Source organism: Streptomyces sp. NPDC043427, assembly GCF_056436655.1.
In genome coordinates this window covers 126,215-147,834 of the sequence record NZ_JBWKCC010000017.1, presented here as the reverse complement: position 1 = coordinate 147,834, position 21,620 = coordinate 126,215, and the positions used below count along the sequence as shown (strand labels likewise).

At 70.3% G+C, this 21,620-nt stretch carries 19 protein-coding genes and 1 pseudogene; 8 read left to right on the top strand and 12 right to left on the bottom strand.

All coding sequences use genetic code 11. From position 1 onward, the window contains the following. Positions 1 to 40: 40 nt before the first annotated feature. The 5 genes from mpaC to AC067M_RS25910 are packed head-to-tail and all read right to left on the bottom strand — an operon-like array spanning position 41 to position 5,480. Positions 41 to 1,252, bottom strand: a complete 1,212-nt coding sequence (gene mpaC, locus AC067M_RS25930; RefSeq protein ID WP_478699419.1) for a daptide-type RiPP biosynthesis dehydogenase — start codon at positions 1,250 to 1,252, stop codon at positions 41 to 43. Next, positions 1,252 to 2,532 (bottom strand): daptide-type RiPP biosynthesis aminotransferase, encoded by a 1,281-nt coding sequence (gene mpaD / locus AC067M_RS25925; RefSeq protein ID WP_478699418.1) that lies wholly within the window; start codon positions 2,530 to 2,532, stop codon positions 1,252 to 1,254. Before mpaD ends, mpaC begins: the two co-directional genes overlap by 1 nt. Beyond that, entirely contained in the window at positions 2,532 to 3,341 is an 810-nt protein-coding gene (gene mpaM / locus AC067M_RS25920) for a daptide-type RiPP biosynthesis methyltransferase (protein ID WP_478699417.1), read from the bottom strand. The genes mpaD and mpaM overlap by 1 nt, the downstream gene beginning before the upstream one ends. After that, entirely contained in the window at positions 3,338 to 4,453 is a 1,116-nt protein-coding gene (gene mpaB, locus AC067M_RS25915) for a daptide biosynthesis RiPP recognition protein (RefSeq protein WP_478699416.1), read from the bottom strand. Before mpaB ends, mpaM begins: the two co-directional genes overlap by 4 nt. Then, a complete protein-coding gene (locus AC067M_RS25910; protein ID WP_478699415.1) occupies positions 4,446 to 5,480 on the bottom strand; it encodes an LLM class flavin-dependent oxidoreductase in 1,035 nt (344 codons plus the stop codon). Before AC067M_RS25910 ends, mpaB begins: the two co-directional genes overlap by 8 nt. Before the next feature lie 487 nt (positions 5,481 to 5,967). On the opposite strand from AC067M_RS25910, the pseudogene AC067M_RS25905 reads away from it, so the two are divergent. The 5 genes and pseudogenes from AC067M_RS25905 to AC067M_RS25885 all read left to right on the top strand — a co-directional run. Beyond that, positions 5,968 to 6,219 (top strand): annotated as a pseudogene (locus tag AC067M_RS25905) (hypothetical protein); the annotation flags it as partial. Between the two features lie 282 nt (positions 6,220 to 6,501). Next, positions 6,502 to 7,029, top strand: coding sequence for a hypothetical protein (locus AC067M_RS25900; protein ID WP_478699414.1), 528 nt, complete (start codon positions 6,502 to 6,504; stop codon positions 7,027 to 7,029). A 270-nt stretch (positions 7,030 to 7,299) separates the two neighbouring features. After that, positions 7,300 to 8,916: an MFS transporter gene (locus AC067M_RS25895; RefSeq protein ID WP_478699413.1), complete on the top strand. Its 1,617-nt coding sequence runs from the start codon at positions 7,300 to 7,302 to the stop codon at positions 8,914 to 8,916. Between the two features lie 358 nt (positions 8,917 to 9,274). Continuing rightward, a complete protein-coding gene (locus AC067M_RS25890; protein WP_478699412.1) occupies positions 9,275 to 11,935 on the top strand; it encodes an RICIN domain-containing protein in 2,661 nt (886 codons plus the stop codon). A gap of 266 nt (positions 11,936 to 12,201) precedes the next feature. Further along, a complete protein-coding gene (locus AC067M_RS25885; RefSeq protein WP_478699411.1) occupies positions 12,202 to 13,443 on the top strand; it encodes a PP2C family protein-serine/threonine phosphatase in 1,242 nt (413 codons plus the stop codon). Positions 13,444 to 13,626: 183 nt separating this feature from the next. On the opposite strand, the gene AC067M_RS25880 is transcribed toward AC067M_RS25885, so the two are convergent. Both AC067M_RS25880 and AC067M_RS25875 read right to left on the bottom strand, forming a co-directional pair. Beyond that, complete coding sequence (locus tag AC067M_RS25880; protein WP_478699410.1) at positions 13,627 to 13,896, bottom strand: hypothetical protein; 270 nt, start codon at positions 13,894 to 13,896, stop codon at positions 13,627 to 13,629. A gap of 5 nt (positions 13,897 to 13,901) precedes the next feature. Next, a complete protein-coding gene (locus AC067M_RS25875) occupies positions 13,902 to 14,495 on the bottom strand; it encodes a DUF5994 family protein (protein WP_478699409.1) in 594 nt (197 codons plus the stop codon). Positions 14,496 to 14,918: 423 nt separating this feature from the next. On the opposite strand from AC067M_RS25875, the gene AC067M_RS25870 reads away from it, so the two are divergent. After that, positions 14,919 to 16,187, top strand: a complete 1,269-nt coding sequence (locus tag AC067M_RS25870) for an ATP-binding protein (RefSeq protein ID WP_478699408.1) — start codon at positions 14,919 to 14,921, stop codon at positions 16,185 to 16,187. A 168-nt stretch (positions 16,188 to 16,355) separates the two neighbouring features. On the opposite strand, the gene AC067M_RS25865 is transcribed toward AC067M_RS25870, so the two are convergent. Then, positions 16,356 to 16,505: a hypothetical protein gene (locus tag AC067M_RS25865; protein ID WP_478699407.1), complete on the bottom strand. Its 150-nt coding sequence runs from the start codon at positions 16,503 to 16,505 to the stop codon at positions 16,356 to 16,358. 360 nt (positions 16,506 to 16,865) lie between these two features. Here AC067M_RS25865 and AC067M_RS25860 point away from each other — a divergent pair, with 360 nt between their 5' ends. Then, positions 16,866 to 17,639 (top strand): polysaccharide deacetylase family protein, encoded by a 774-nt coding sequence (locus tag AC067M_RS25860; protein WP_478699406.1) that lies wholly within the window; start codon positions 16,866 to 16,868, stop codon positions 17,637 to 17,639. An 88-nt stretch (positions 17,640 to 17,727) separates the two neighbouring features. Here the strand turns inward: AC067M_RS25860 and AC067M_RS25855 are convergent, their stop codons facing one another. Continuing rightward, positions 17,728 to 18,639 (bottom strand): alpha/beta fold hydrolase, encoded by a 912-nt coding sequence (locus tag AC067M_RS25855; protein WP_478699405.1) that lies wholly within the window; start codon positions 18,637 to 18,639, stop codon positions 17,728 to 17,730. A gap of 117 nt (positions 18,640 to 18,756) precedes the next feature. On the opposite strand from AC067M_RS25855, the gene AC067M_RS25850 reads away from it, so the two are divergent. Beyond that, the gene (locus tag AC067M_RS25850; RefSeq protein WP_478699404.1) at positions 18,757 to 19,374 is read left to right on the top strand and encodes a TetR/AcrR family transcriptional regulator; all 618 of its coding nucleotides are present in this window, start codon (positions 18,757 to 18,759) and stop codon (positions 19,372 to 19,374) included. A 53-nt stretch (positions 19,375 to 19,427) separates the two neighbouring features. Here the strand turns inward: AC067M_RS25850 and AC067M_RS25845 are convergent, their stop codons facing one another. The 3 genes from AC067M_RS25845 to AC067M_RS25835 all read right to left on the bottom strand — a co-directional run bounded on the left by AC067M_RS25845 (position 19,428) and on the right by AC067M_RS25835 (position 21,601). Next, the gene (locus AC067M_RS25845) at positions 19,428 to 19,928 is read right to left on the bottom strand and encodes a GtrA domain-containing protein (protein ID WP_478699403.1); all 501 of its coding nucleotides are present in this window, start codon (positions 19,926 to 19,928) and stop codon (positions 19,428 to 19,430) included. A 12-nt stretch (positions 19,929 to 19,940) separates the two neighbouring features. Beyond that, on the bottom strand, positions 19,941 to 20,609 hold the full coding sequence (locus AC067M_RS25840) for a DUF4097 family beta strand repeat-containing protein (RefSeq protein ID WP_478699402.1): 669 nt from the start codon (positions 20,607 to 20,609) through the stop codon (positions 19,941 to 19,943). Between the two features lie 257 nt (positions 20,610 to 20,866). Next, a complete protein-coding gene (locus AC067M_RS25835; protein WP_478699401.1) occupies positions 20,867 to 21,601 on the bottom strand; it encodes a DUF899 domain-containing protein in 735 nt (244 codons plus the stop codon). Between the last annotated feature and the right edge of the window lie 19 nt (positions 21,602 to 21,620).

The window sequence follows — 21,620 nt, the reverse complement described above, 5'->3', positions numbered from 1 at the left end:
GGAAGTCTGTGGTGTGTGATGACGCCCTCTCGGTACGCCGTCACCGCGCCGCGGGCTGTGGCTGCCTGACGGCCTCGGCCATCACCCGCCGGACGTCGGCGAGAGTGAGGGCACCCAAGGTGGGCAGGCCGTCGCCCCACGCGCGCATCGTGGCCCGGGCGATCCGGTCCGTCCGCTCCGCGGTCGCGTCGATGTCGCGCTCGATCCCCCAGGCGTCCATCAGGCCCGCGACACCCTCGACCGGGTCGGCGGGCAGCGCCGGCCGGTGGACCGAGGCAACGGCCTCCCAGAGCCGCCGTAGCCGACGGGCGGAACCCCAACGGACGTCGCCTTCCACAACCCGCTGCCACAGGGGTGGCAGCACCGCGGCCGCGGCCGTCATCTTGCGGAGGCCCAGACCGGTGGAGAGCTCGTTGGCCAGGTACCAACCCTTGCAGGCGCACGGGTCGCGGCCGAGATTGAACCACTGGCTGTGGCTCACACCGCTGAGCTTGGCGATCTCCAGGCGCAGCAGGTCGCCAGGGGCTTCGCCGGCCCGCCGGACGGACGCCAGCTCAGCGCCCAGAACGACCAGTCGCTCGACGAGCGTCAAGGCGAAGGCGTCCTCGGAGGGGAGGTCCTGAGGATCCCCCACGTACATACCGGCCACCCGGAAGAACACCTCGAGGACGCCTTCCGCGAGGAGTTCCACGGGCAAGGTCCGGGTGGCGACAGGGTCGAGCACCGCCACATCCGGCTGGAGCCCGTTACCGAGCACCAAGCGTTTGCCCTGCGGGCCGGCGAGGCAGGCGCCGCCGCTCAGCTCACTGCCGGTGCCCACCGTGGTCGGCACGGTGATCAAGGGGATCCTGGGCTCCGCCTCGGCCGGGAGCAGCACCAGACCGCTGCGCTGCCGCACCGCCAGCCTGTCCCGCACCACGGGGGCCGCGCTCATCAGCACGGCCAACTTGGCCTGGTCGAGGAGTGTTCCCCCGCCGACCGCCAGGACGAGTTCGCTGTCACGGAGCTGCTCGGCCAGTGCCGTCACGCTCTCCAGCGTGCCGGAGCCGTTCAGTACCAGCCGGTCCACCGACCGTCCCGCCCACGCCACGCACGCGGACACCTGATCCACGGCCTCCGAGTCGGCGACGGCCGGGTCCGCGAGCAGGGTCAGTGTCCGTCCCTCGTGGAGGGGCAGCCACTTGGCCAGTCCACTGATCCCGTAGGCCACCTGGGTGAGGCGGCGGCTGCTCAGATTCCACACCGAGTCCATCAGACCGCCTCGGTCCGACTGCCGAGCCCGGCCCGGTCCCGGGCGTGCGCCCTCACCCCGAGGCGCACGCAGTCCAGGAGTTCGGCGAGTTCGTCGTCGGTGTAGGTCAGCGCTGGGAGGATCTGCACCCCGTTGACGCTGGGGTGGACCACCGCTCCGGCCCTGCGGATCGCGGCGACGACCTCCGGCACCTCCTGCTGCGGCAGTGGGTCTCCCTCAGGCGTGCGCAGCCGGATGGACCGGAAGCAGCCGATGCCGGTGGTGGCCGAGACCAGAGGCTCGGTGGCGACCAGGTCCTCGAGTGTCTTGTCCAGAAGGGCTGACAGGCGTCGCGAAGAGGCGACCGCGTCGAGCCGTCGCATCTCCTCCACCGTGGCGAGGATCGCCGCGCAGGTGACGGGCGTCCCGGCCTGGGTCTCCGCATGGACGAACACGTCACCCGCCGCGTCGAAGGGTTCGGCGAGCGCCTGGGGCATCAGCACGGCCGCCGCGGCGTGCGTGCCGTTGGTCAGCCCCTTCGACGTGATCAGCAGATCCGGTGGTGCCGGCCACCGCTGCGAGGCGAAGAAGTCACCGGTACGGCCGAACCCGGTGGCGACCTCGTCGGCGACGAGGAGGAAACCGTGGCGGTCCCGGAGTTCGAGCAGCGTCTCCACGTACTCCGGGGTGAGGGGCACCGCCCCGCTGCCGAGCACGGGTTCCACCACCACTGCCGCGATCCGGCTTCCCTGCTGGGCCGCCAACTGGGCGATCTCGTCGGCCGCGTTGGGTGTCACATGCCTGATGAACCGCTGGTCGACGCCGTAGACGGACTGGCCGAGATTCTCGCCGGTGAGTGCGAACCCACCGAAGGTCAGCCCGTGATAGCTGTCGCGGAGGCCCACCACGAGCTTGCGCACGCCTTCGCCGCGCAGCGCGTGGTAGTGCCTGGCCAGCTTCATCACCAAGTCGTTGGCGGCACCGCCGGAAGTCGAGAAGACCACCCGGCCGTAGTGCTCCGCGCCTGCCGCCTCGACCAGCGCCCGCGCGGCCCGCCTGGCGTAGACGTTCTCGTAGCGGAACACCGACAGATAGGACGCGTCACGCAAGGCGTCCGCACAGGCCCGGGCGATCGCCTCGTTGCCGTAGCCGAGGTTCACGTTCCACAGGCCGCTGGTGCCGCAGAGCAGTTCACGGCCGTCCTGGAAACGGATCTTGACGCCGTCGGCCGACACGGCGCACAGTTCGTCGGCTCCGTGCAGGCGGGGTTCGAGCAGCGAGGGCCAGAGTTCGGTGGACATCAGGCGGCCTCCGCCTCGAGCAGCACACCGGTATGGCGGGGGGAGGCGGCGGGCAGCGGATGACGCGCCACGACGCGCAGTCCAGCGGAAGCCATTTCCCGCGCGAGGTCGTCAGGGGGCAGGACCCGGATGGACGTGGTGAGCGCCAGTACCGGTCCGTCCGCCGGCGTTTCCCGCTCGGCCGGCAGGATGGTGACCTTGCGGACTTCTTGGCCGTCCCGCCAGTGTTCGATCATCCGGTAGCGCCGGCCGCTGGCACCCACGGCCTCGACGTCCAGGTCGTCCCCGTCGGCGCCGGTCACGTCGACGGTGGAGAGCAGGAACCTTCCGCCGGGCCTGAGATGGGCCCGCACGGCAGCGTAGAGTCCGGCCCGGCCCTCGGCGTCGAGCAGGGAGATGGACGTGGTGCCGAGCACCACGACGGCGTAGGTGCTGCCGAGCTCGAATGCGGACATGTCGCCCCGCACCACGGTGCACCGTGCCCTGCTGCCTGCCGGGGCCTCGGCGAGCCGCTGATGGAGCAGGGCCACCATGCTCTCCTTGAGCTCCAGGGCTGTGACCTCCCGGCCCAGCGCGAGCAGGGGCAGCGTCAGCCGGCCGGATCCGGCGGCGAGTTCCAGCACAGGGCCGGGGACGGCACGGGCCGACCGCAGCAGTTCCCTGATCTCGGTGGTGTCGATGGCCGCCAGGTCGTGGTAGACCGAAGCACCCGCCTCGTCGTACAGATCGTGCATGCTGACCCGGTCCCCGTACCCGGCCAGGATCTGGCCGGCCAGTCCCGGGACCGCCGCGGCTTCCGTCGTCGTCATGCGGTCGCCTCCAGCACGGGGGCGCCCGCAAGCAGCGAGACTCCCTTTTCGGCGAAGAACGAGAGCACCCACTCGACCGCAGCCCGGTCCACCGATCCGCTCTCCACGTTGGCGGCGTTCCGTTCCGCGTGGTCAAGGACGGCTTCGACGCCGCCGAGGACCAGCAGCATCTCCGTGATCTCCGCCGCGCGTCGACCGAGCTGGAAGGTCCGGTCGACACCCGCGACCCTGACGTACGCCTTGTCCGACGTCCAGCAGAGGAACGGCGCCTGAGGATCGTCGGCGTCCAGGGCCCCGTCGACCGCATCGAGCCCGGGAACGAGCCGGCGGCCGAAGCCCGAGACCCTGGGCTCGGTGATCCCACGCGTCTGCAGGTCGCGCAGCAGCTCCAGCGTGGCCAGATAGCGGGCGAGCCAGGGCCTTTGGCGCACGGCAGGGCCGCGCACCTCCTCCGGCACCGCCGCTCCGAGCGGCACCGCACCACCCACATCGCTTGCCGCGTTCAGGCGCTGCCATGCCGAGTGCAGGGCCGCGGCTGAATCCCCGGCGGTCCCCAGCCGCAGTCCCTGCGGCGAGACGGAGACACCTCCGTCCCGGTCCACGTAGAGCCTGGTGCCCGGTCCGTCACCCGGAACATGACCTCCGAGTGCGGAAAGGTCGGCGATCTGTACGGCCGGGCTGACCGCGAAGGGAGCGAACCTGCCCTCTTCCCTGGCGGCGTCGGCGTCCGCGAGGAACATCTCGAAGTCCGTGTCGCCGGCCACCCGCACGAGCGTCGTGCCGAGCAGCGACATGTAGGGGCTGACGCCGTAGTCCTGGATCTGGAGGAACAGAACGTCATCGACCGACGCGTCGCCCTCCGACCCGCTCAGCGATCCCTCGTACCCCACGACGGTGGCACCGGACGTGCCGTCCTGGCCGTCCTGTGCGCCCGGGGCGAGGACGAGCGTCCGCGGCCCCACGGCGTCGGAGCCGAGCAGCGCGTCCAGATGGGCCGAGTCCTCCAGCACAACGGTGGCGGCCTCCGGCCCCGGCGTGTCACCGACCGGCGGGCGTCCGGTGACCCAGGAGCGCAGATGGCGCCCCACTCGGGCGATCAGTTCCTCATTCACCGGAGTCCCTCCGATCCGCGCCTACCGCGGCGAGAATCTGCTTCAAGTCGTCCATTGCGGCCTTCGCGCCGTAGAGTCGGCATACGCCCGTAAGATTCAGCACGATTTCATCGACTCCGGCGTCGCGATACTCATCGAGACGCTTGACGATCTGATCGAGATTTCCGAACAGGAATGCACCGGAATCCGCCATGAGCCGGGCAGCTGCTCGCGGGTCGAGCTCGGAGAAATCAATGCCCGCTTTTCCGAGCATGTCAAGATAGTGAGGCGCCTGCATGTGTGCGGAATTACTCGCCAGCACGAAATCGGAGACATCCCGGTCGGAGCGCTCGAGCGCCACGGGCACCATCGCGGTGATCCGGGGCACGGGCCGACCCGCGGCGTCCGCCCCCTCCCGCATCGCGGGGCGGACGACACCGTCGAGGTAGGCCGCCGGCGTGAGCCAGGTGACCGCCACATCGGCGACCTCGCCCGCGAGACGGGCCATGCCGGGGCGCAGCACTCCGAGTCCGAGGTGCACGGGAGGCGACATGACCGGGCCCATCCCCGCATGGCAGGAGTAGTACTCACCGTCGAAGTCGACCGGGTCGCCGCTGAGCAGCCCTCGAACCACCGTCATGTATTCACGGACCGCCGTGAGCTGGCTGCGGTACGGGGCGCCGAGCAGGCTCTGCTGGAACGTTCTCGCACCCGGCCCGAAGCCGGCCACCACGTCGTTGCCGGTCGCCATCGCCAGGGTCTTGACCTTGTGAGCCGCCTCGAACGGATGCCGCAGCGGCATCAGGGTCACTCCGAGCCCGGTCGGCACCCGGAAGCCCGCTCCCGCAACCGCGGAAAACGTCTGGAAGGGTTCCATCAGCAGGCTTTGTCCCTGCCAGAGCCTGGCCGCCCCCGTCCATTCGACCAGCGCCGCAAAGGGAAGAACCTGCTCTGTTCGGCGCGGCAGGAATGGCACCAATATTGAGTAGTCCACGTTTCCCCCCGGACCCGCTGCTTCTGACGTCGTGAATATTTCCAGAGAGATCATCGGACGCGCAAGGATCTCCGCTGCAACTTGATGCAGGCAGAACTGCAGAAAACTGCACCCCGGAATTTTCGGACGGGGAAGCGGACAGGCGAAGTCCGTGTACCGAGGTGAAGGACGCGACCGTCCATGATCACGTTGATACCACTCAGCATGATCGTGAAGGCCGCGCCCGCGACGCGACGGCACGCCCGGCATGTCATCCTGCCCCGACCCTGCCCACGTCACGCCAACTCGCCGAGAAACACGGCCTGACTGTTGAGGAGGCCCGCACGCCCGAGAGTGCGGGGTGCGCTCGGTCCGCGGCGTGAGCCGCGACTTCCGGCCCGGTCTCCAAGGCGACTCGGACTCGGCCGGGGGCTGACCGGCACGCACAAGGGTTGGTGAACGGGCCGACGGCTCGGTGTGCCGCGCGCCTGGGCAGAAAGGCTGGGATGCTGAGGGGGCGCTGCCCATGACGTGGCCCTGACGGACAAGGGTGGTGAGCGCCGTGACCGAGGACTACGAGAACGCGCAAGGACCGGCCGTTTCCGTCGTTCCGGCCGTTCCGTGCGCCGATCCCCTGGGAGACCCGTCTCTGCGCACGCGGTTCGCCCTCCCCGCGAGGCCCGTCACGTTCCTGCGGCGCCGGCGGCTCGTCGACCACCGCGACCAGGCCCTCGGGACGCCGTTGGCGCTGCTCAACGGCGCGGCCGGGGCCGGCAGGACCCTGCCGGCCGCCGACTGGGCCGCCGGACTGCGGCGTGCTTCGGATGCGATGGGAGGAGCGGCGGGGCGTGCGTCGGTCACGGCCCGGCCGGCTCCACCGGCGTACTTGCCGGCCGACTCGGCGATGGCCACCGTGAGGCACTGGCGGGCTCTGATCGTCCTCGGTACGGCCCAGTTCCACCGGCGGCATCGCTCTCGCCCGTTCCTGGTCACACCGCACCTGCCGACAGCCCGGGAAAGCCGTCCGCGTGGGCCGGACGCCGACGCTCCGGCCGGAGTGACCGGATCGACGCACTGAGTCCGGAGGGAGCCACCGGTGTCCAGGACCAGGACGGGCCTGACCACGGCCCGCGGGAAGCGCCGCGCCGAGCGGCGGGTCCGCGCGGACTACACGGGCGGCGTCTACGGATCCATGCTCGCGGCCTCCGTGGTGATCGGCGCGGGCTCTCTGGGCTCGTTCCCCCGCACCGAGCTGGTGCTGCTGTTGTTGCTCACCGGCCTGGTGTTCTGGATCGCGCACGTGCACGCCCAGCTGTTCGGGGCCCGCCTGGCGCAGCAGGCTCCGGACCGCCGTGTCGTACTGAACGTGTGCCGTGACGAGTGGCCGATCGTCAAGGCCGCCGTCCCGCCGGCCGTCGCGGTGGCCGTCAGCCCGCTCCTGGGCCTGGACGTGCGGGGTGCCCTGTGGCTGGCCCTCTCCGTCGCCGTGGCCGGGCAGGTCGGCTGGTCCGTGGCGGCGGCACGCCGCGCCGGTGCTTCCCGGCGGCTTGTTGCCGCGACCGCGTCGGTCAACCTGCTGCTCGGTCTGCTGATCATCGCTTTCAAGATCGTGCTTACGCACTGATACGCGTTGATCCTGGGGTCCGTCGCCGGGCCACGGGTCACCTGTACCGGGTGAGGCCCGAAGCAGTACGGAGGCGGACGATCGCAGGGGGTGTCATCTCCGTGAACGCCTCCTTCGGCGCCTGCGCGACCGTCGTCCAGAGGGGCCCCGGAGTCGCCGGCTCGAACGCCGGGCGTACTGACCAGGTGGCATCGACCGTGTCGCCGCCAAGTGACTGACTCCCGTGGCGGGTCGCGGAGCGGGCCTGGGAGCAACTGCCACGATGCACCCATGGCACCCCCTGCGGACGCTGCCGCGAGGCCGGCGACAGCGCGCCTCGTCCTGCTGACACTGGCGTCAGGTCAGTTCCTGATGGCCCTCGACAGCTCTGTCATGAATGTGTCGATCGCGACCGTGGCCGAGGACCTGGACACGCCGGTGACCGGGATCCAGGGGGCCATCACGGCGTACACCCTCGTGATGGCGATGTTCATGATTCCCGGCGGCAAGGTCGGTGCCCTGATCGGACGCAGACGCGCGTTCATGATCGGCTGCGCTGTCTACGGCGTCGGTTCCCTGACGACGGCGCTCGCACCGAACCTGAGCGTCCTGCTGATCGGCTGGGCGTTGCTCGAGGGGATCGGAGCCGCGCTCATCCTGCCCGCCATCGTGACGCTCGTGGCGAGCAACTTCGCCGTGGAACGTCGTCCCGCCGCCTACGGACTCGTCGCGGCCGCAGGGGCCGTGGCCATCGCACTGGGGCCGCTCATCGGGGGTCTCGCGACCACGTACTTCTCCTGGCGCTGGGTGTTCGCAGGTGAGGTCGTGATGGTGCTCGGCATCGTGCTGCTCGCCCGCCGCATCGCCGACGCGCCGCTCGGCGAACGCGCGCCCATCGATCTCGTCGGCGCCGTGTTCTCCGCCCTCGGGCTCGGGATCTTCGTCTACGGGGTGCTCCGCTCGGACGAGTGGGGCTGGTTCCAGCCGAAGCCCGACGCTCCTTCGTGGCTCGGGGTTTCGCCGGTCGTGTGGCTGATGCTGGCCGGCCTGCTTCTGATCTGGCTCTTCCTCCGCTGGGAGGCCCGCGTGGTGGAGCGACGCGGGGAGCCACTCGTCGACCCGGCCATGCTGCAGAACAAGCAGCTCACCGGCGGACTGACGATGTTCTTCTTCCAGTACCTCGTGCAGATGGGCGTGTTCTTCGTCGTACCGCTCTATCTGTCGGTCGCCCTGGGCCTGTCCGCGCTCAAGACCGGCGCCCGCATCCTGCCCCTCTCGCTGACCCTGCTGGCGGCCGCGATCCTGATCCCGCGCCTCCTCCCGGACGTCTCGCCGCGGCGAGTGGTGCGGCTCGGGGTCCTCGCGCTGCTCGCGGGCGCGGTGGTCCTGATGGTCGCGCTCGACGCGGACGCCGGTGCGGAGATCGTCACCATCCCTCTCCTGCTGATCGGGCTCGGCATGGGCGCCCTGGCGTCCCAGCTCGGTTCGGTCACCGTGTCCGCGGTGCCGGAAGCGCAGAGCGCGGAAGTCGGTGGAGTCCAGAACGCCGTCACCAACCTCGGCGCCTCGATCGGTACGGCACTCGCCGGGTCGATCATGATCGCCGCGCTCACCTCGTCGTTCCTGACCAGCGTCGAGCAGAACCCGGCAGTCCCGGACCAGGTCAAGAGCCAGGCGTCCGTCCAGCTCCAAAGCGGTGCGCCCTTCCTGTCGGACGCTCAGCTGAAGAAAGCTCTCGACGACGCCGGGGTGAGCGAGGAGACGTCCCAGGACGCATTCGACGCGAACACCGAAGCGAGGCTCGACGGCCTGCGCGCCGCACTCGCCGCACTCGCCCTCGCCGCTCTCCTCGCCCTGTTCTTCACCTCACGGATCCCGACGACCCAGCCTCACGCGACAAGGCCGTAGCCCAGGGCGGAGAGGCCACGACTCGTGGCCATCGCACTGCACCGGCACCATGGACTGCGTACGCCTCACCGAGACTGCTCCCGGTCCAGCTCTCCACGCACAGGAACTGCCGCTGGACGGCCGGCCAAGGATCTGCGCCCTGTCCGTGCCCGTGAGAACGGATGCCGTGCCGGTACTGCAGCGTCTTGAGCCGCCTGCGGTGGCGATCCGCCGGCAGGGGAGCGACCGTCTCCGAAAAGTTTTCGGCTCGCGGCAACCCTTCGCGGGTCCTGCGACCACAAGGAGTCGGATCCGGCCATTCCGGTGGCTGGATCCACCTTTCCTCTGGTGGACGGCATGCAAGGAGAAACAGCTCCCCATGAAGAACTCCACGAACGGCGGACGCCGCGGGCGTCACCGCCGTCGCTGGACCGCGACCGGTCTGCTGCTCGGCGTGCCCGCCATCGTCGTGCCGTATCTGCTGTTCGCGCAGGAGGACTCGCAGGCCGCGACGGTCGACGGCAATGCCTACTACCGGCTGGTCTCCGTACGCAGCGGCAAGGTGATGGACGTCAACGCCTTCTCCACCGCCGACGGCACCCGCATCCAGCAGTGGACCGACCAGAACACCGCCAACCAGCAGTGGAAGCTGAGACCCACCGGGGACGGCTACTACGAGCTGGTGAACCGCAACAGCGGCAAAGTGCTGGGCATAGCGGGCGGTTCGACCGCCCAGTCGGCCGCCGCCGAGCAGCAGACCGACAGCTCCTCCACCTCCCAGGAGTGGCGGATCGACGATGTGAGCGGCTCCGACGCCGTCACCTTCACCTCCCGCAGGAGCGGCCAGGTCCTGGACGTCTCCGGAGGCTCCACGGCCGACGGCGCGGCAGTCATCCAGTATCCCGGCAAGGGCGGCACCAACCAGCAGTGGAAGCTGGTGAAAACGGCCGAGACCCAGGCGGCCGGATCCCAGGCGGCCGGGACCGGCGGGGCGCAGACCACGGCCGCGGCCGGACCGTATGTGTGGAAGAACGCCCAGGTGGTGGGCGGCGGTTACGTCACCGGGCTGGTGTTCAACCCGCGCGCGAAGGGCCTGCTGTACGCCCGCACCGACATGGGCGGCGCCTATCGCTGGGACGTCGCGGCCGAACAGTGGATCCCGCTGACCGACCGGTTCGGCGAGAAGGACTGGAACCTGCTGGGAATCGATTCGCTGGCCACCGACCCCGTCGACCCCGACCGGCTCTACGTCGCGGCGGGCACCTACACCAACAGCTGGGCGGGCAACGGCGCGATCCTGCGCTCCACGGACCGCGGCCGGACCTTCCAGCGCACCGATCTGCCCTTCAAGCTGGGCGCCAACGAGGACGGCCGCGGGGCGGGCGAACGGCTGGCGATCAACCCCGCGGACAACGGCGCCCTGCTGCTGGGCACCCGCAAGAACGGCCTGTGGCGCAGCACCGACCACGGCGTGACATGGAGTCAGGTCTCCTCGTTCCCGGTCAAGGACGGGGCGGGCAGCGGCGCGGGCATCTCCTTCGTGACGTACGGCCCGGCCGGAAGCAAGACGGTCTACGTCGGCGTCGCCGACAAGTCCCACTCGCTCTACCGCTCCACCGACGGCGGCAGCACCTGGCAGGCCGTCTCCGGGCAGCCCACAGGCCAGATGCCGCAGCACGGCGTGCTCTCCGGTGACGGCTCGCTGTACCTGACGTACACCAACGCCCTCGGACCCAACGGCGTGACCGCGGGCTCGGTGTGGAAGTACACCCCGGCCGGCGGGGCGTGGAAGGACGTCTCCCCGTCCAACGGCAGCTACGGGTTCTCCGGTCTGGCCGTCGACCCGCAGAAGCCGTCCACGGTGATGGTCACCACCCTCGACCGCTGGTGGCCCGAGGACGAGCTCTACCGGACCACCGACGGCGGCACGACCTGGAAGGCACAGGCCGCCAAATCGGTGCGGGACGCCTCCGCCGCTCCGTACGTCGGCACCGGCATCGGGCACTGGATGACCGCCCTGGCCATCGATCCCTTCGACTCCGGGCATGTGCTGTACGGCACCGGCAGCGGCATCTGGCGCAGCAAGGACGCCACCGCCACCGACAGCGGCGGCACCAGCCACTGGATCGTGGGGGCCCGAGGGCTGGAGGAGACCGCGCTGATGGACGCGATCGCCCCGCCCGGCGGCGCCACCGCCATCACCGCCATGGGCGACCTGGGCGGTTTCCGCCACGACTCCCTGACCCAGGTGCCCGCCGGGCGGCTGGAGAACCCGATGATGATCAACAGCACGGACATCGATTTCGCCCAGACCAAACCCTCGCTGATGGTCCGCGTCGGCCGTGGCGGCTCGCAGGACGGCGCCTACTCCACCGACGGCGGCAGCAGTTGGAACGGCTTCAAGGCAGAGCCGGTGGGCAGCGCCGACAGCGGCCATGTCGCGCTCGCGGCGGACGGCACCGCCATCGTCTGGACCCAGGACGGTCAGGTTCCGTACCGCTCGACCGACAACGGGGCTAGCTGGTCGAAGGTCAGCGGCCTGGGCGCCGGCGCCGTGGTCGTCGCCGACCGCTCCTCGGGCAAGACCTTCTACTCACTGGCCGACGGCACGCTCTTCGCCAGCACCGACGGCGGTGCGACCTTCACCGCCCGCGCCACCAACCTCCCCGCCGGCCGGCTCACGGCCGTCCCCGGCATCACCGGGGACCTGTGGATCGCCGGCGGTGCCAAGGGGGTGCTGCACTCCACCGACGGCGGCCGCACCTTCACCACGCTCGCAACGGTGCAGTCCGCCTCCGGCCTCGGCTTCGGCAAGGCCGCGCCGGGCGCCGCCTACCAGGCCCTGTACCTGATCGGTACCGTCAAGGACGTCACCGGCGTCTTCCGCTCCACCGACAAGGGCGCCACCTGGCTCCGCATCAACGACGACGCCCACCAGTGGGGCAGCATCGGCAGCGTCATCACCGGCGACCCCGACACCTACGGGCGCGTCTATGTCGGCACCAACGGACGCGGCCTCCAGTACGGCGACCCGTCCTGACCCCACCGCCTGAGCGGGGCCGCAGGCACAACGGCCTGCGGCCCCGCCATGGCTGAGGGACCCCGCTTCGTCCTGCACGAGCTCCTGGCGCCGGGGTGTCCACCCACCACTCCCATGGAGGCAAGCCGGGTACGCTTTTCGTGCGTACCGGACATAAGATGACAAGTGGGTCAGTGCACTCTCACGTGCCACGGCCCGGAAGGGCGGCCCCGGTGTGCATACGCCGGGGCCGTTGCACACCGGCCCGGAAGGAGGTGCCCCGACCTATGACGGACGGTGGGCGGAGACCGGACCGGGTCGGGGTGGACCGGTCGGAGGGGTTTGGCGAACGACTGCTGGGTGTGCTGCTGGACCGGGCCCACGAGATGCCGCCGGAGTTGATCGCCCCACTCGTCGCGGAAGAGGTGGCCAGGGTCGGGGGGCGGGAGGTCTCCATCCTTCTTCAGGACTACGAACAGGTGCTGCTGGTGCCGCTGCCGGGCCGGCGGCTGAGGGTCGGAGGCCCCGAGTCGGTCGAGGACTCCCCCGCCGGCGAGGCGTTCCTGAGCCTCAGAACGGTAGAGGTGCCGCAGGACGGCAGTGTGCGGATGTACCTGCCGCTGCTGGACGGCAGCGACCAGATCGGGGCGATGGCCGTCACCCTGGACAGGGTCGATGACGACGACCGGCGGTTGCTCCGCAGACTCGCCGGTCTGGTCGCGGACATGATCGTCACCAAGGACGCCTACACCGACCAGTTCTTCCAGGCCCGCCGCAGCGCCCCGATGAGCGTGGCCGCGGAGATCCAGTGGTCGTTGCTGCCCCCGCTGTCGATGATCGTTCCGCAGGTCGAGGTGGCCGGGATCCTGGAGCCCGCCTACGACGTGGCCGGCGACAGCTTCGACTACGCCCTCAACGGCGACATCCTTCACGTGGCCATGCTCGACGCGATGGGCCACGGGCTGGACGCGGCGACCATGGCGACGGTGGCCGTCGGTGCCTATCGCCACACGCGACGGGCCCATACCGATCTGTCCCAGGTGTACGCGTTCATGGACCGGGCCATCAACGAGCAGTTCGGCCATGACCACTTCGTCACCGCACAGATGATGACTCTGAACATCGCCACAGGCCTGCTGCATTGGGTCAACGCCGGCCACCCGGCTCCGTTCCTGATCCGTGACCGCTCCGTGGTGGACCGGCTGGAGAGCCCGACCACGTTGCCGGTCGGCTTCGGCGGGGAGGAGCCGGTGGTCAGCGAGCGGATGCTGCAACCCGGGGACCGGTTGCTGTGCTTCACCGACGGCCTGATCGAGGAACACCAGGTCGGCGGGGAACAGTTCGGTGAGCAGCAGCTCATCGAGTGGACCAACCGGATCCTCCGCGACCGCACCGAGGTACGGGCGGTGGTGCGAGCGCTCTCCCACACCCTGAAAGGCGAACGTGGCGGTGTAACGAGCGACGACGCGACCATCTTCCTCATCGAGTGGCGAGGCGGCGACGCCGATCATCTCGCCGTTCTCGGCTGAGCCCCAGTGTCCTGGGCGACGACGGACCGCCTCGATGCGGAGGTGCCCGCGGCCACCACGCGCCGCCGAAGGTACCCGTGCGCTCGGAAGTCGTCTCCCTCCGCAGAACCGCGGTGCCGGGGATCACTGGCCCTGCTGCACGTGTCGGCCTGAAGCCTGACGGCTTGTCGGTGAACACGGGGCTCACCCCGTTCCCTCATGGGTGCCGCCCCGAGGGTGGAGCCGTCCGCGTCCATGGTCGCGACGGTCACGGCGGCCGCCGGTGACGCTCGGCTCCGGCCCGCCGCGAGCCTTCTGCGGAGCCGGTGGAGCCGGTCCCGCGACGGGCGTGCCGGAGCGGGCGTAGTGGAAGGCGGCGATGCGGTCGCTGTGCCGCGAGTTGAGCAGGTGGATGAGGAGCACCCCGAAGGCGATCATCGCGACGATCACGATCACGGTCACGAATGTCTCCACGGTCCTCACCTCCCCACCGGCTGGTACGGCAGCGCGCGGGTGGCGGCCGGGACCCGTGGACGTGCGGCCGGACCGCGGGCCTCGTGCCCACCTTCGGAGTCCCAGACCGCTTCCACGGCCCGGTCGGTCTCGGCCACCGTGCGCAGGCGCGCCGCCTCCTCCATCAACCGGCTCGCGGTCGATGTGCCCAGGGGGTCGCTCGCGGCGGCCATCAGCCAGGCGGCCGAGGCGGGGTCCGTCTGCGGCGGGACCACCAGGAGGTTCCAGCGCCCCCTGTGGTACGAGAGCAGCAGCAGTTCGTGCGGGTCCTGCTCGGGCAGGAACCAGCCCACGTTCACCACATGCCCGGCGACGGCCACCTTGCGCGGGACGACCGGCCAGTGGGTGGGATTCACCGTGGCCCGGGTGATCCGCCCCCACATCGGATCCAGTACGGCTGTCAGGGAGGGGAGTTCCGCCACCAGATCGCGGGAACGGGGCCACCAGGCGCCGTCCAGCAGAGCCGGGGCGGGACCGGCGGGAGCAAGCGACAGACGGAGAGAAGACGAGGAGAACCGGTCTTCGTCGAGTGTCGGCGAGGGAGAAATGGTCGCAGTCATGACGCGAACCCTGCCCCGGTCCGGCCGCAACCGGCCCGGCATGTTCAATCGCCGAAAACGACACAAGCACGGAAGCCGGTGCACGAAATATCCTCGGTCGTTTCAGCCTACTCCTCGGACAAGCCGAACGGGCCGCGCGGCCAACCGCCCCTCCGCCGCCCATCACCCGGTCGGCAAGGTGGATGAGACTCCCCACAGCAGCCGTGAACCACGAGGACGAGACCGGCCTGGGCGCCGGTGCACGAAGCGAGGGCCCCGACCCCGGCCGTGCCTTCCCGGCCGCGCGTCGCCTCGAAGTGCCGCGGACGGACGGCGTCCCCGTCCACCGCGGCCTCTGCAGGAGGGCGGAGGGCCGGGGCTTGCCGCGCGCGTACCCATGCGGCGGCCGATGATGGGAACACGGCCGAACACGCGGAGCCGGTCATGACGGGTTGGCGGGTCCGGGACTACTCCCCGGACGATCTCGAGGGAGTGCTCCGTGTCGACATGGAGAGCGGCACGACCGAGGAGCCGGCCCTTTTCCCGCTCGCGGACGCCGTGACGGCCCTCCAGGCCCTCCACCCCGCTGTGGTGGCCATCGCGGACGACGTGGTCATCGGTGCCGCCGTGAGCAGGGTGGAGGGCGACCGGGCGTGGATCCTGCGCATCTGCATGGCACCTGCCTGGCGGCACCAGGGGCTGGGCAGCGCCCTGATCATGGCCCTTGAGCGACGGCTCTTCACCGACGGTGTCCGCGCGGTGCACGCCGCCCTGCCCGCGGGCGAGACCGGTGCCGCCGCCCTGCGCAACTGCGACTTCGGCGCCCGATCGGGCCTGGTCCTCTTCGAGAAGCGCAGACCGGTGCCCCCGCAGGCGGCAGACATGTTCTCCTCGCTCGGAGCGGAGCTGCCGGCCGGCGGACTGTGGCAGAAGGTCGCGGGCATGCAGAAGGAGAAAGAGCTCATCGAGCGCCGTCTGGTCCTGCCACTGGCCCACCCCGGGCTGGCCGCGGCACACGGTGTGGAGCTGCCGCGCGCGGTGATGCTGTTCGGTCCGCCCGGGACCGGCAAGAGCACCTTCGCGCACGCGATCGCAAGCCGCCTGGGATGGCCCTTCCTCGAGCTGTTCCCCGCGCGTCTGGCCGCCGAGTACGGCCTGGCGAGCGGGCTGAGCCGGCGCTTCGACGAGATCTCCCGGCTCGACCACGTCCTGGTGTTCATCGACGAGGTCGAGGAGGTCGCCGGCGCACGCGGCGGCGCGGACGCGACCGCGGTGGGTGTCGTCAACGAGCTGCTCAAGGCGATCGTCCGGTTCCGCAGCCAGGACGGGCGACTGCTCGTCTGCGCCACGAACGACGTGACCACGCTCGACTCCGCGTTCCTGCGGCACGGCCGCTTCGACTACGTACTGCCGATCGGTCCCCCCGATCACCGTGCCAGGACCGCGCTGTGGGCGAGCTACCTGGCACGAGCGGGCGCGAAGGCCGACAGTGAGGTACTCGCATCCGCGAGCGAAGGCTTCACCCCCGCCGACATCGCCCACGTGGCGCGAACCGTCTCCCAGGCCGGATTCGAGCGCACCTTCGACACCGGAACCCGCATCCTCCCCACCACGGACGACTACCTGGACACGATCCGCGGCACCCAGCCAACGGTCAACGCCACCATGTCCGAGGAGTTCGCCGAGCAGACGGAGCAGTACGCCCGCCTCTAGTGCTGTGACCGGAGAGTCTGACCACAGGGCTGATCGAAGGCGGGCAGCGCCGGGGTGAGGACCGTCTAGGTGTTGCCGCCGCCGGCACCGTCGACGGCCCGGACGCCGAGGGGTGGACCTTCGGCGAGGGGCGGGAAACCCGGCGGTGCCGGGCCCGCGTGAGGACGTTCAGTGCCGGGCGTTCTCCGGCACGGTGATCTGCCGCTGCGCCCATTCCATCCGGGTGGTCGCCGAGTAGGACAGGGTCGTGCCTGCGTCCAGCCCCGCCTGCCGCGCGGTGGCCGACGGTTCGGCCAGGCGAGTACGCGCGGACAGCACTCCTCGTAGACGTCCCGGAAGCGTTCGGCTTGGGTCACGCGCCGTCTCCTCGTATCGGCTCTGTCATCAAGCAATGTGCGTGACAGCCGAGTTATTACAGGCCGAGCAGAAATCCGTACGGCCCGGACCGCAGCGCGCCGCCCGGTGGGCGGGTGTCCCCGGAACAGTACGAACGGTCCGTGCCGGCGGGATCGGGCCAACCGGCCGGTTGCGGCCGCTGCTCGCCGAGTTGTCCGCGAACACCCCCGGGATTGTCCGTGATCGGTAACCGACGCATCCCGCGGCCGCCGTCCCTCGTCCTGCCAGGTGGTCGCAAGGTGACCGGGGGTCGGCGAGGAACTGGGCGAAAGCGGGGCGGACATGGCACGGCACGGCGGCGGGCGGGGCTGGTACGGCAAGGTGGTCGGGGTGGCGCTCGGGGTGACAGCGCTCGCCGCCGGTGCCTCGGTGTGGACCGCGCAGGCCGGCCCCGTGGGCGGCTCGTCGCCGAAGGTGACCGCGTCGGCCACGCCGGGCAGTGACGTCAAGCCGGTCGCGGTGACCATCGCGCACGCCTCGGACAAGGGGGCGCGCGGCGTCAACATCACCATCGACGACGGACCCGACCCCGTGTGGACCCCGCAAGTGCTGGACGTGCTGCGGGAGTACGGGGTGAAGGCCACGTTCTGCATGGTGGGGAAGCAGGCGCAGGCCCACCCGGACCTCGTGAAGAAGGTGGTCGCGGCCGGGCACCGGCTGTGCGACCACTCGGTGTCCCACGACACCACCATGGACAAGAAGTCCCAGGCCTACCAGTCGCAGCAGATCCTCGACGCCGAACGCATGATCACCAAGGCGTCCGGGGGCGTACGACCCGTGTACTACCGGGCCCCCGGCGGCGCCTTCACCCCCTACAGCCGCACGCTCGCCGCCTCCCGGGGCATGCGCCCGCTGGGCTGGAACGTGGACACGAAGGACTTCGAGCGGCCGGGCACGGACGCTGTCGTCGCCACCGTCCAGCGGGAGCTGCCCAACGGGCCGACGCTCCTCTTCCACGACGCGGGCGGCGACCGCTCCCAGACCGTCGAGGCGCTGCGCCGGATCCTCCCCTGGCTCAAGGAGCAGGGTTACTCCTTCGGCTTCCCGGTGCGCTGAGCCCCGCCCCTGGTCGATCCGGCATTCAAGGAAACGGACTCCCTGCCTGCACCGGGAACCCTTCTGGATCGACTCGGCTCGGCGGTTGTCAGTCGACGGAGGCCATGAAGTGCAGCATCCTGCGGTTCATCTCCTCCGCGTGGTCGATCTGAGGTCCGTGCCCGGTGCCGGTGACGATCTCGGCGCGGGCGCCTGGTATCAGACGCGGAACGCGCTCCAGCTGCCGCTCGGGGTGCAGCAGGAGGCTGCGCTTGCCGAGCACCAGGTAGAGCGGCGTACGGATGGTGGACAGTTCCTCCTCGGACAGGGGAAGCGGTACCGGGCGGCGGATGCGGTAGGCACGGACGGCGGTCCTGATCATCTTGCGCAGCTCGGGCATGACCAGGACCGGCTGTTCCAGCCAGGCCGCCAGTCGCGGGCGCAGCGCCTTGGGTGCGAAGGTCGCGAAGAGGCCGGCGAAGAGCCAGACGAAGAAGCGCAGCCCCACCTTCTCCAGGCCGCCGGGGTCGAGCAAGGTGACCGAGGCGAGGCGTTCGGGCCTGCGGTGCGCCTGGTTCAGGACGAGCCAGCCTCCGTAGGAGGTGCCGACGAGGTGGACGCGTTCGAGCCCGAGCCCCTCAAGCGTCTCGTCCAGCCACTGTGCGGCCCGTTCGGGCTGGTGGATCGGCTCGCGCTGCACGCTGCGTCCGGGATCGCCCGGGGTGTCGACGGCGTAGACGGGGCGCTCGGCGCTGAGGGCGGGGGTGTTCGGGTACCACATGGCGGAGCAGGAGCCCGCTCCGTGCACCAGGACGACCGGTGTGCGGGACTGAGCCGCGGGGTCGGTGGGCCCGTAGCGGTACACGTGGGTGGTGCCGAACGAGGTCTCCACGTCCTGTTCCGCGAGGGCGGGTGCTCCCAGCGCGTAGACGGCGTCGCACGCGGCGAAGTAGCGGTCGCGCCAGGCGTCGCTCACATAGCGGCCGACGTCGGGCTGGGTGCGGGCAGTGGTCTCGGACACGGCCACCTCCGGAGGTCTCGGTTTCGTGGTACGAACGTATCACGATGTTGATACGGCTGTACCATCAAAGGGCCGACGAGGGACCAGCGGACGGACGACGAGCGGAGAACCAAGCCCATGCCCAAGCGTGTGGACCATGCGGAACGGCGCACCGAGATCGTGGAGGCGCTCGTGCGGGTCGCCGGTCGACGCGGGCTGCATGCCGTGGGGATGCGCGATGTGGCAGCCGAGGCGGGCGTGTCACTGCGGCTGGTGCAGTACTACTTCGAGACCAAGGAGAAGTTGCTGCTCTTCGGACTGGAGCATCTGACCGGGAAGTTCGGGGAGCGGCTCTCCGCCCGTGTCCGCGCCGCCGGGGGCGCCGCGGGGCCGCGGGCGACGGTCGAGGCGCTGCTGATGACGGCGTTGCCGACCGACGAGGAGAGCCGTACCTTCCACCACCTCTACACCTCGTACGCCGTTCTGGCCGTGACCGACCAGACGCTCGCGGCCCAGCCCTTCATCAAGAACCCCGACGCCGCCGAAGGCGCCCTGACCGAAGTCCTCCGGCAGGCGCAGGCGGCGAATCTGCTGCGACCCGGCGTGGACGCGCAGTTGGCGGCGGCCGGCCTGCTCGCTATGTCCGCCGGGCTCGGCACCAGCGTCCTCGTCGGTCAGCGCAGTCCCGAATCCGCCGCCGCGGTCCTGGACGACCATCTCAACCGCGTCTTCCGCACGGTCGATGCGGCCGGTTGACACCAGAGCCGTCGGCTTCGGTTCCCAGGGCATGTCGGGGTGCATCTCGTGCCCTACGCCGCAAGGACGGGCGCGATCGTCGTCCCCCGCGGTTGCAGGGAACGTACGGTCCTGGCGCGGCGGGTGGCGAAGACGTGGAGGCGCAGGATGACGAAGCGGCCCGTGCCGGCAAGGCCGGAGGCACCGAGGTAGACGGTCTGCTCGGTCAGCATGCCGGGAGAGGGCTGCGCCAGATGCAGGACGAACACGGCGAGGCCGGTCGCCAGGTAGGCGGCGGTGGCCGAGCCGGCGGACTGCCAGTGCTCTCGCCATCCGGCGCCGCGTCCCGTGCCGAACGTGTAGCGGGCGTGGAGTTCGGTGCACAGCAGAGTGGAGGCGATGGTGATGATCGCGTTCGAGACCACCCAAGGCATGATCACGCCCAGCAGCGGTACCGCGAAGCTGGAGAGGACTCCGACGCCGCCTCCGAAGATCACGAACCGTAGGAAAGAGGCGATGGGGCCAGGGCCGGCCGGAGTCGCCATCTCGGGCTTCTGTGCGAGCGGCGACGTCATGGGGGTTCTCCTTTACAGGCTGCGGGCGGTGATGTCGCCGTGGGCGGTGGTCGCGTGGATGGTCAGGCCGGCGGCGGCGTCGGTGTTCTTGAGCGCGTTGTGGATGCGGCCGTGGCCGGTGCCGGCGTCCAGGGAGGCGGAGACCCCGCGGGCGGCGCCGACCTGGATCCCGCCCTGCTCGGTGCGCAGGGTGACGGTGCCGCGTACGGCCTCGGTGATACGGATGTGGCCCCTCTGGGTGCTGATCTGGGCGGGGCCGTCGAGTCGGCCGACCAAGACGTCGCCGTCGAGGACGGTGAGGCGGGTGGTTGCGGCCTCGTCGAGCTTGACCGGGCCCTGAGCGGCTTCGAAGGTGACGTCGCCGAGCCGTCCGACGCCCCGGAGTTCGCCGGCGGCCGCCTTGCCCTCGATACGGGAGCCGACGGGCAGTTGGACCGTGACCTCGATGGAACCGGAGGGGCCGAAGTACTGGTTCTTGGCCGCCGGGGCCTCGATCCGCAGCACGCCGTCGCCGTAGGCGACCTCGATCCGCTCGGCCGCCTTCACGTCGCGGCTCTTGGAGGCGTCGGCGGGCAGGACCTCGACCGTGGTGTCGGCCCGGTCGGCGGCGATGAACCGGATGAGTCCCGCGGGGATGTCGAGGACGGCGGAGATCGGGGCGGGGGTGGCGAACTTCTGCATCGTGCGCTCCTGTGTCGTTCGTTGTTTCTGACATCGGAAACGCTACGTTGCGTTCATGGAACTGGCAACAAGTTAATTGCACTCAACCTTCATTAGCCCAGGTGAGAGCGCAGATATTGTTGCAATGGGGGGAATTTAACGCAACAGAGCCCACCCTGTACGTTGCAATGACTGGAGAGTGAAGGCTATGCCGGAGGTGCCGGGAGGCAGACTCGCCCGGCAGGAACGACAGCAGCAGGTCCGGTCCGGACGGCCGTTCAGGTCGTCCCGTACTCGTCGTGCCGGCGCAGCCAGTGAGTCTGCTCGCCCTCCTCGTGGCGGCCCAACGGGGTCCGGTCGAGGAGGCCGTAGTAGGCCATGGCGGGCTCGAGGCCGCGCGCGGTGGTGACGTACGTCCGGTGGACGGTGTCGTCCGAGAGCGCGTAGGCGCTCAGTCCGGGACCCTCGGTGACGTACCCGAGTACGTCCGTGCCCGTCGCCTCGGCCATCTGGCTCACGGTCGGCGGGATGTCACCGTCGAGGAACGGCCTCAACTCCTCCTCGGTGTGCAGGAAGCCGAGGTCGCGGTGGAAGTCGGCGCCGGCCGTGGAGACCCAGTCGAAGCTCCAGCCCATCCGGTCCCGATAGGCGACGAGCTTGTCCAGCGGTGCCCGCGAGGAGCAGATCAGCGTCACGTCACGGGCCCTGAGGTGGACCGCGTTGGGGTCGAGGGTGTCCGCGATCGAGGAGCAGACCGGGCATCCGGCCGCATACGGCGGGCCGAACATGAAGTGGTACATGAGCAGCTGGGAACGCCCGTCGAAGAGGTCCGCGAGCGCCTTGGTGCCGTCCTCCGTCTCGAAGCGGTAGTCCTTCTCGACCGGCACCCAGGGAAGTTCCCGCCGCTTCCGCGCGAGCTCGTCGCTGCGTCGGGTGAGCGCCTTCTCCTCCGCGAGAAGCTCCTGCCGGGCTGCCTCGAATTCCTCTTGTGTGCCGACCGTGTGCTCGGGCATGGCCATTCCCTCCTGGTGT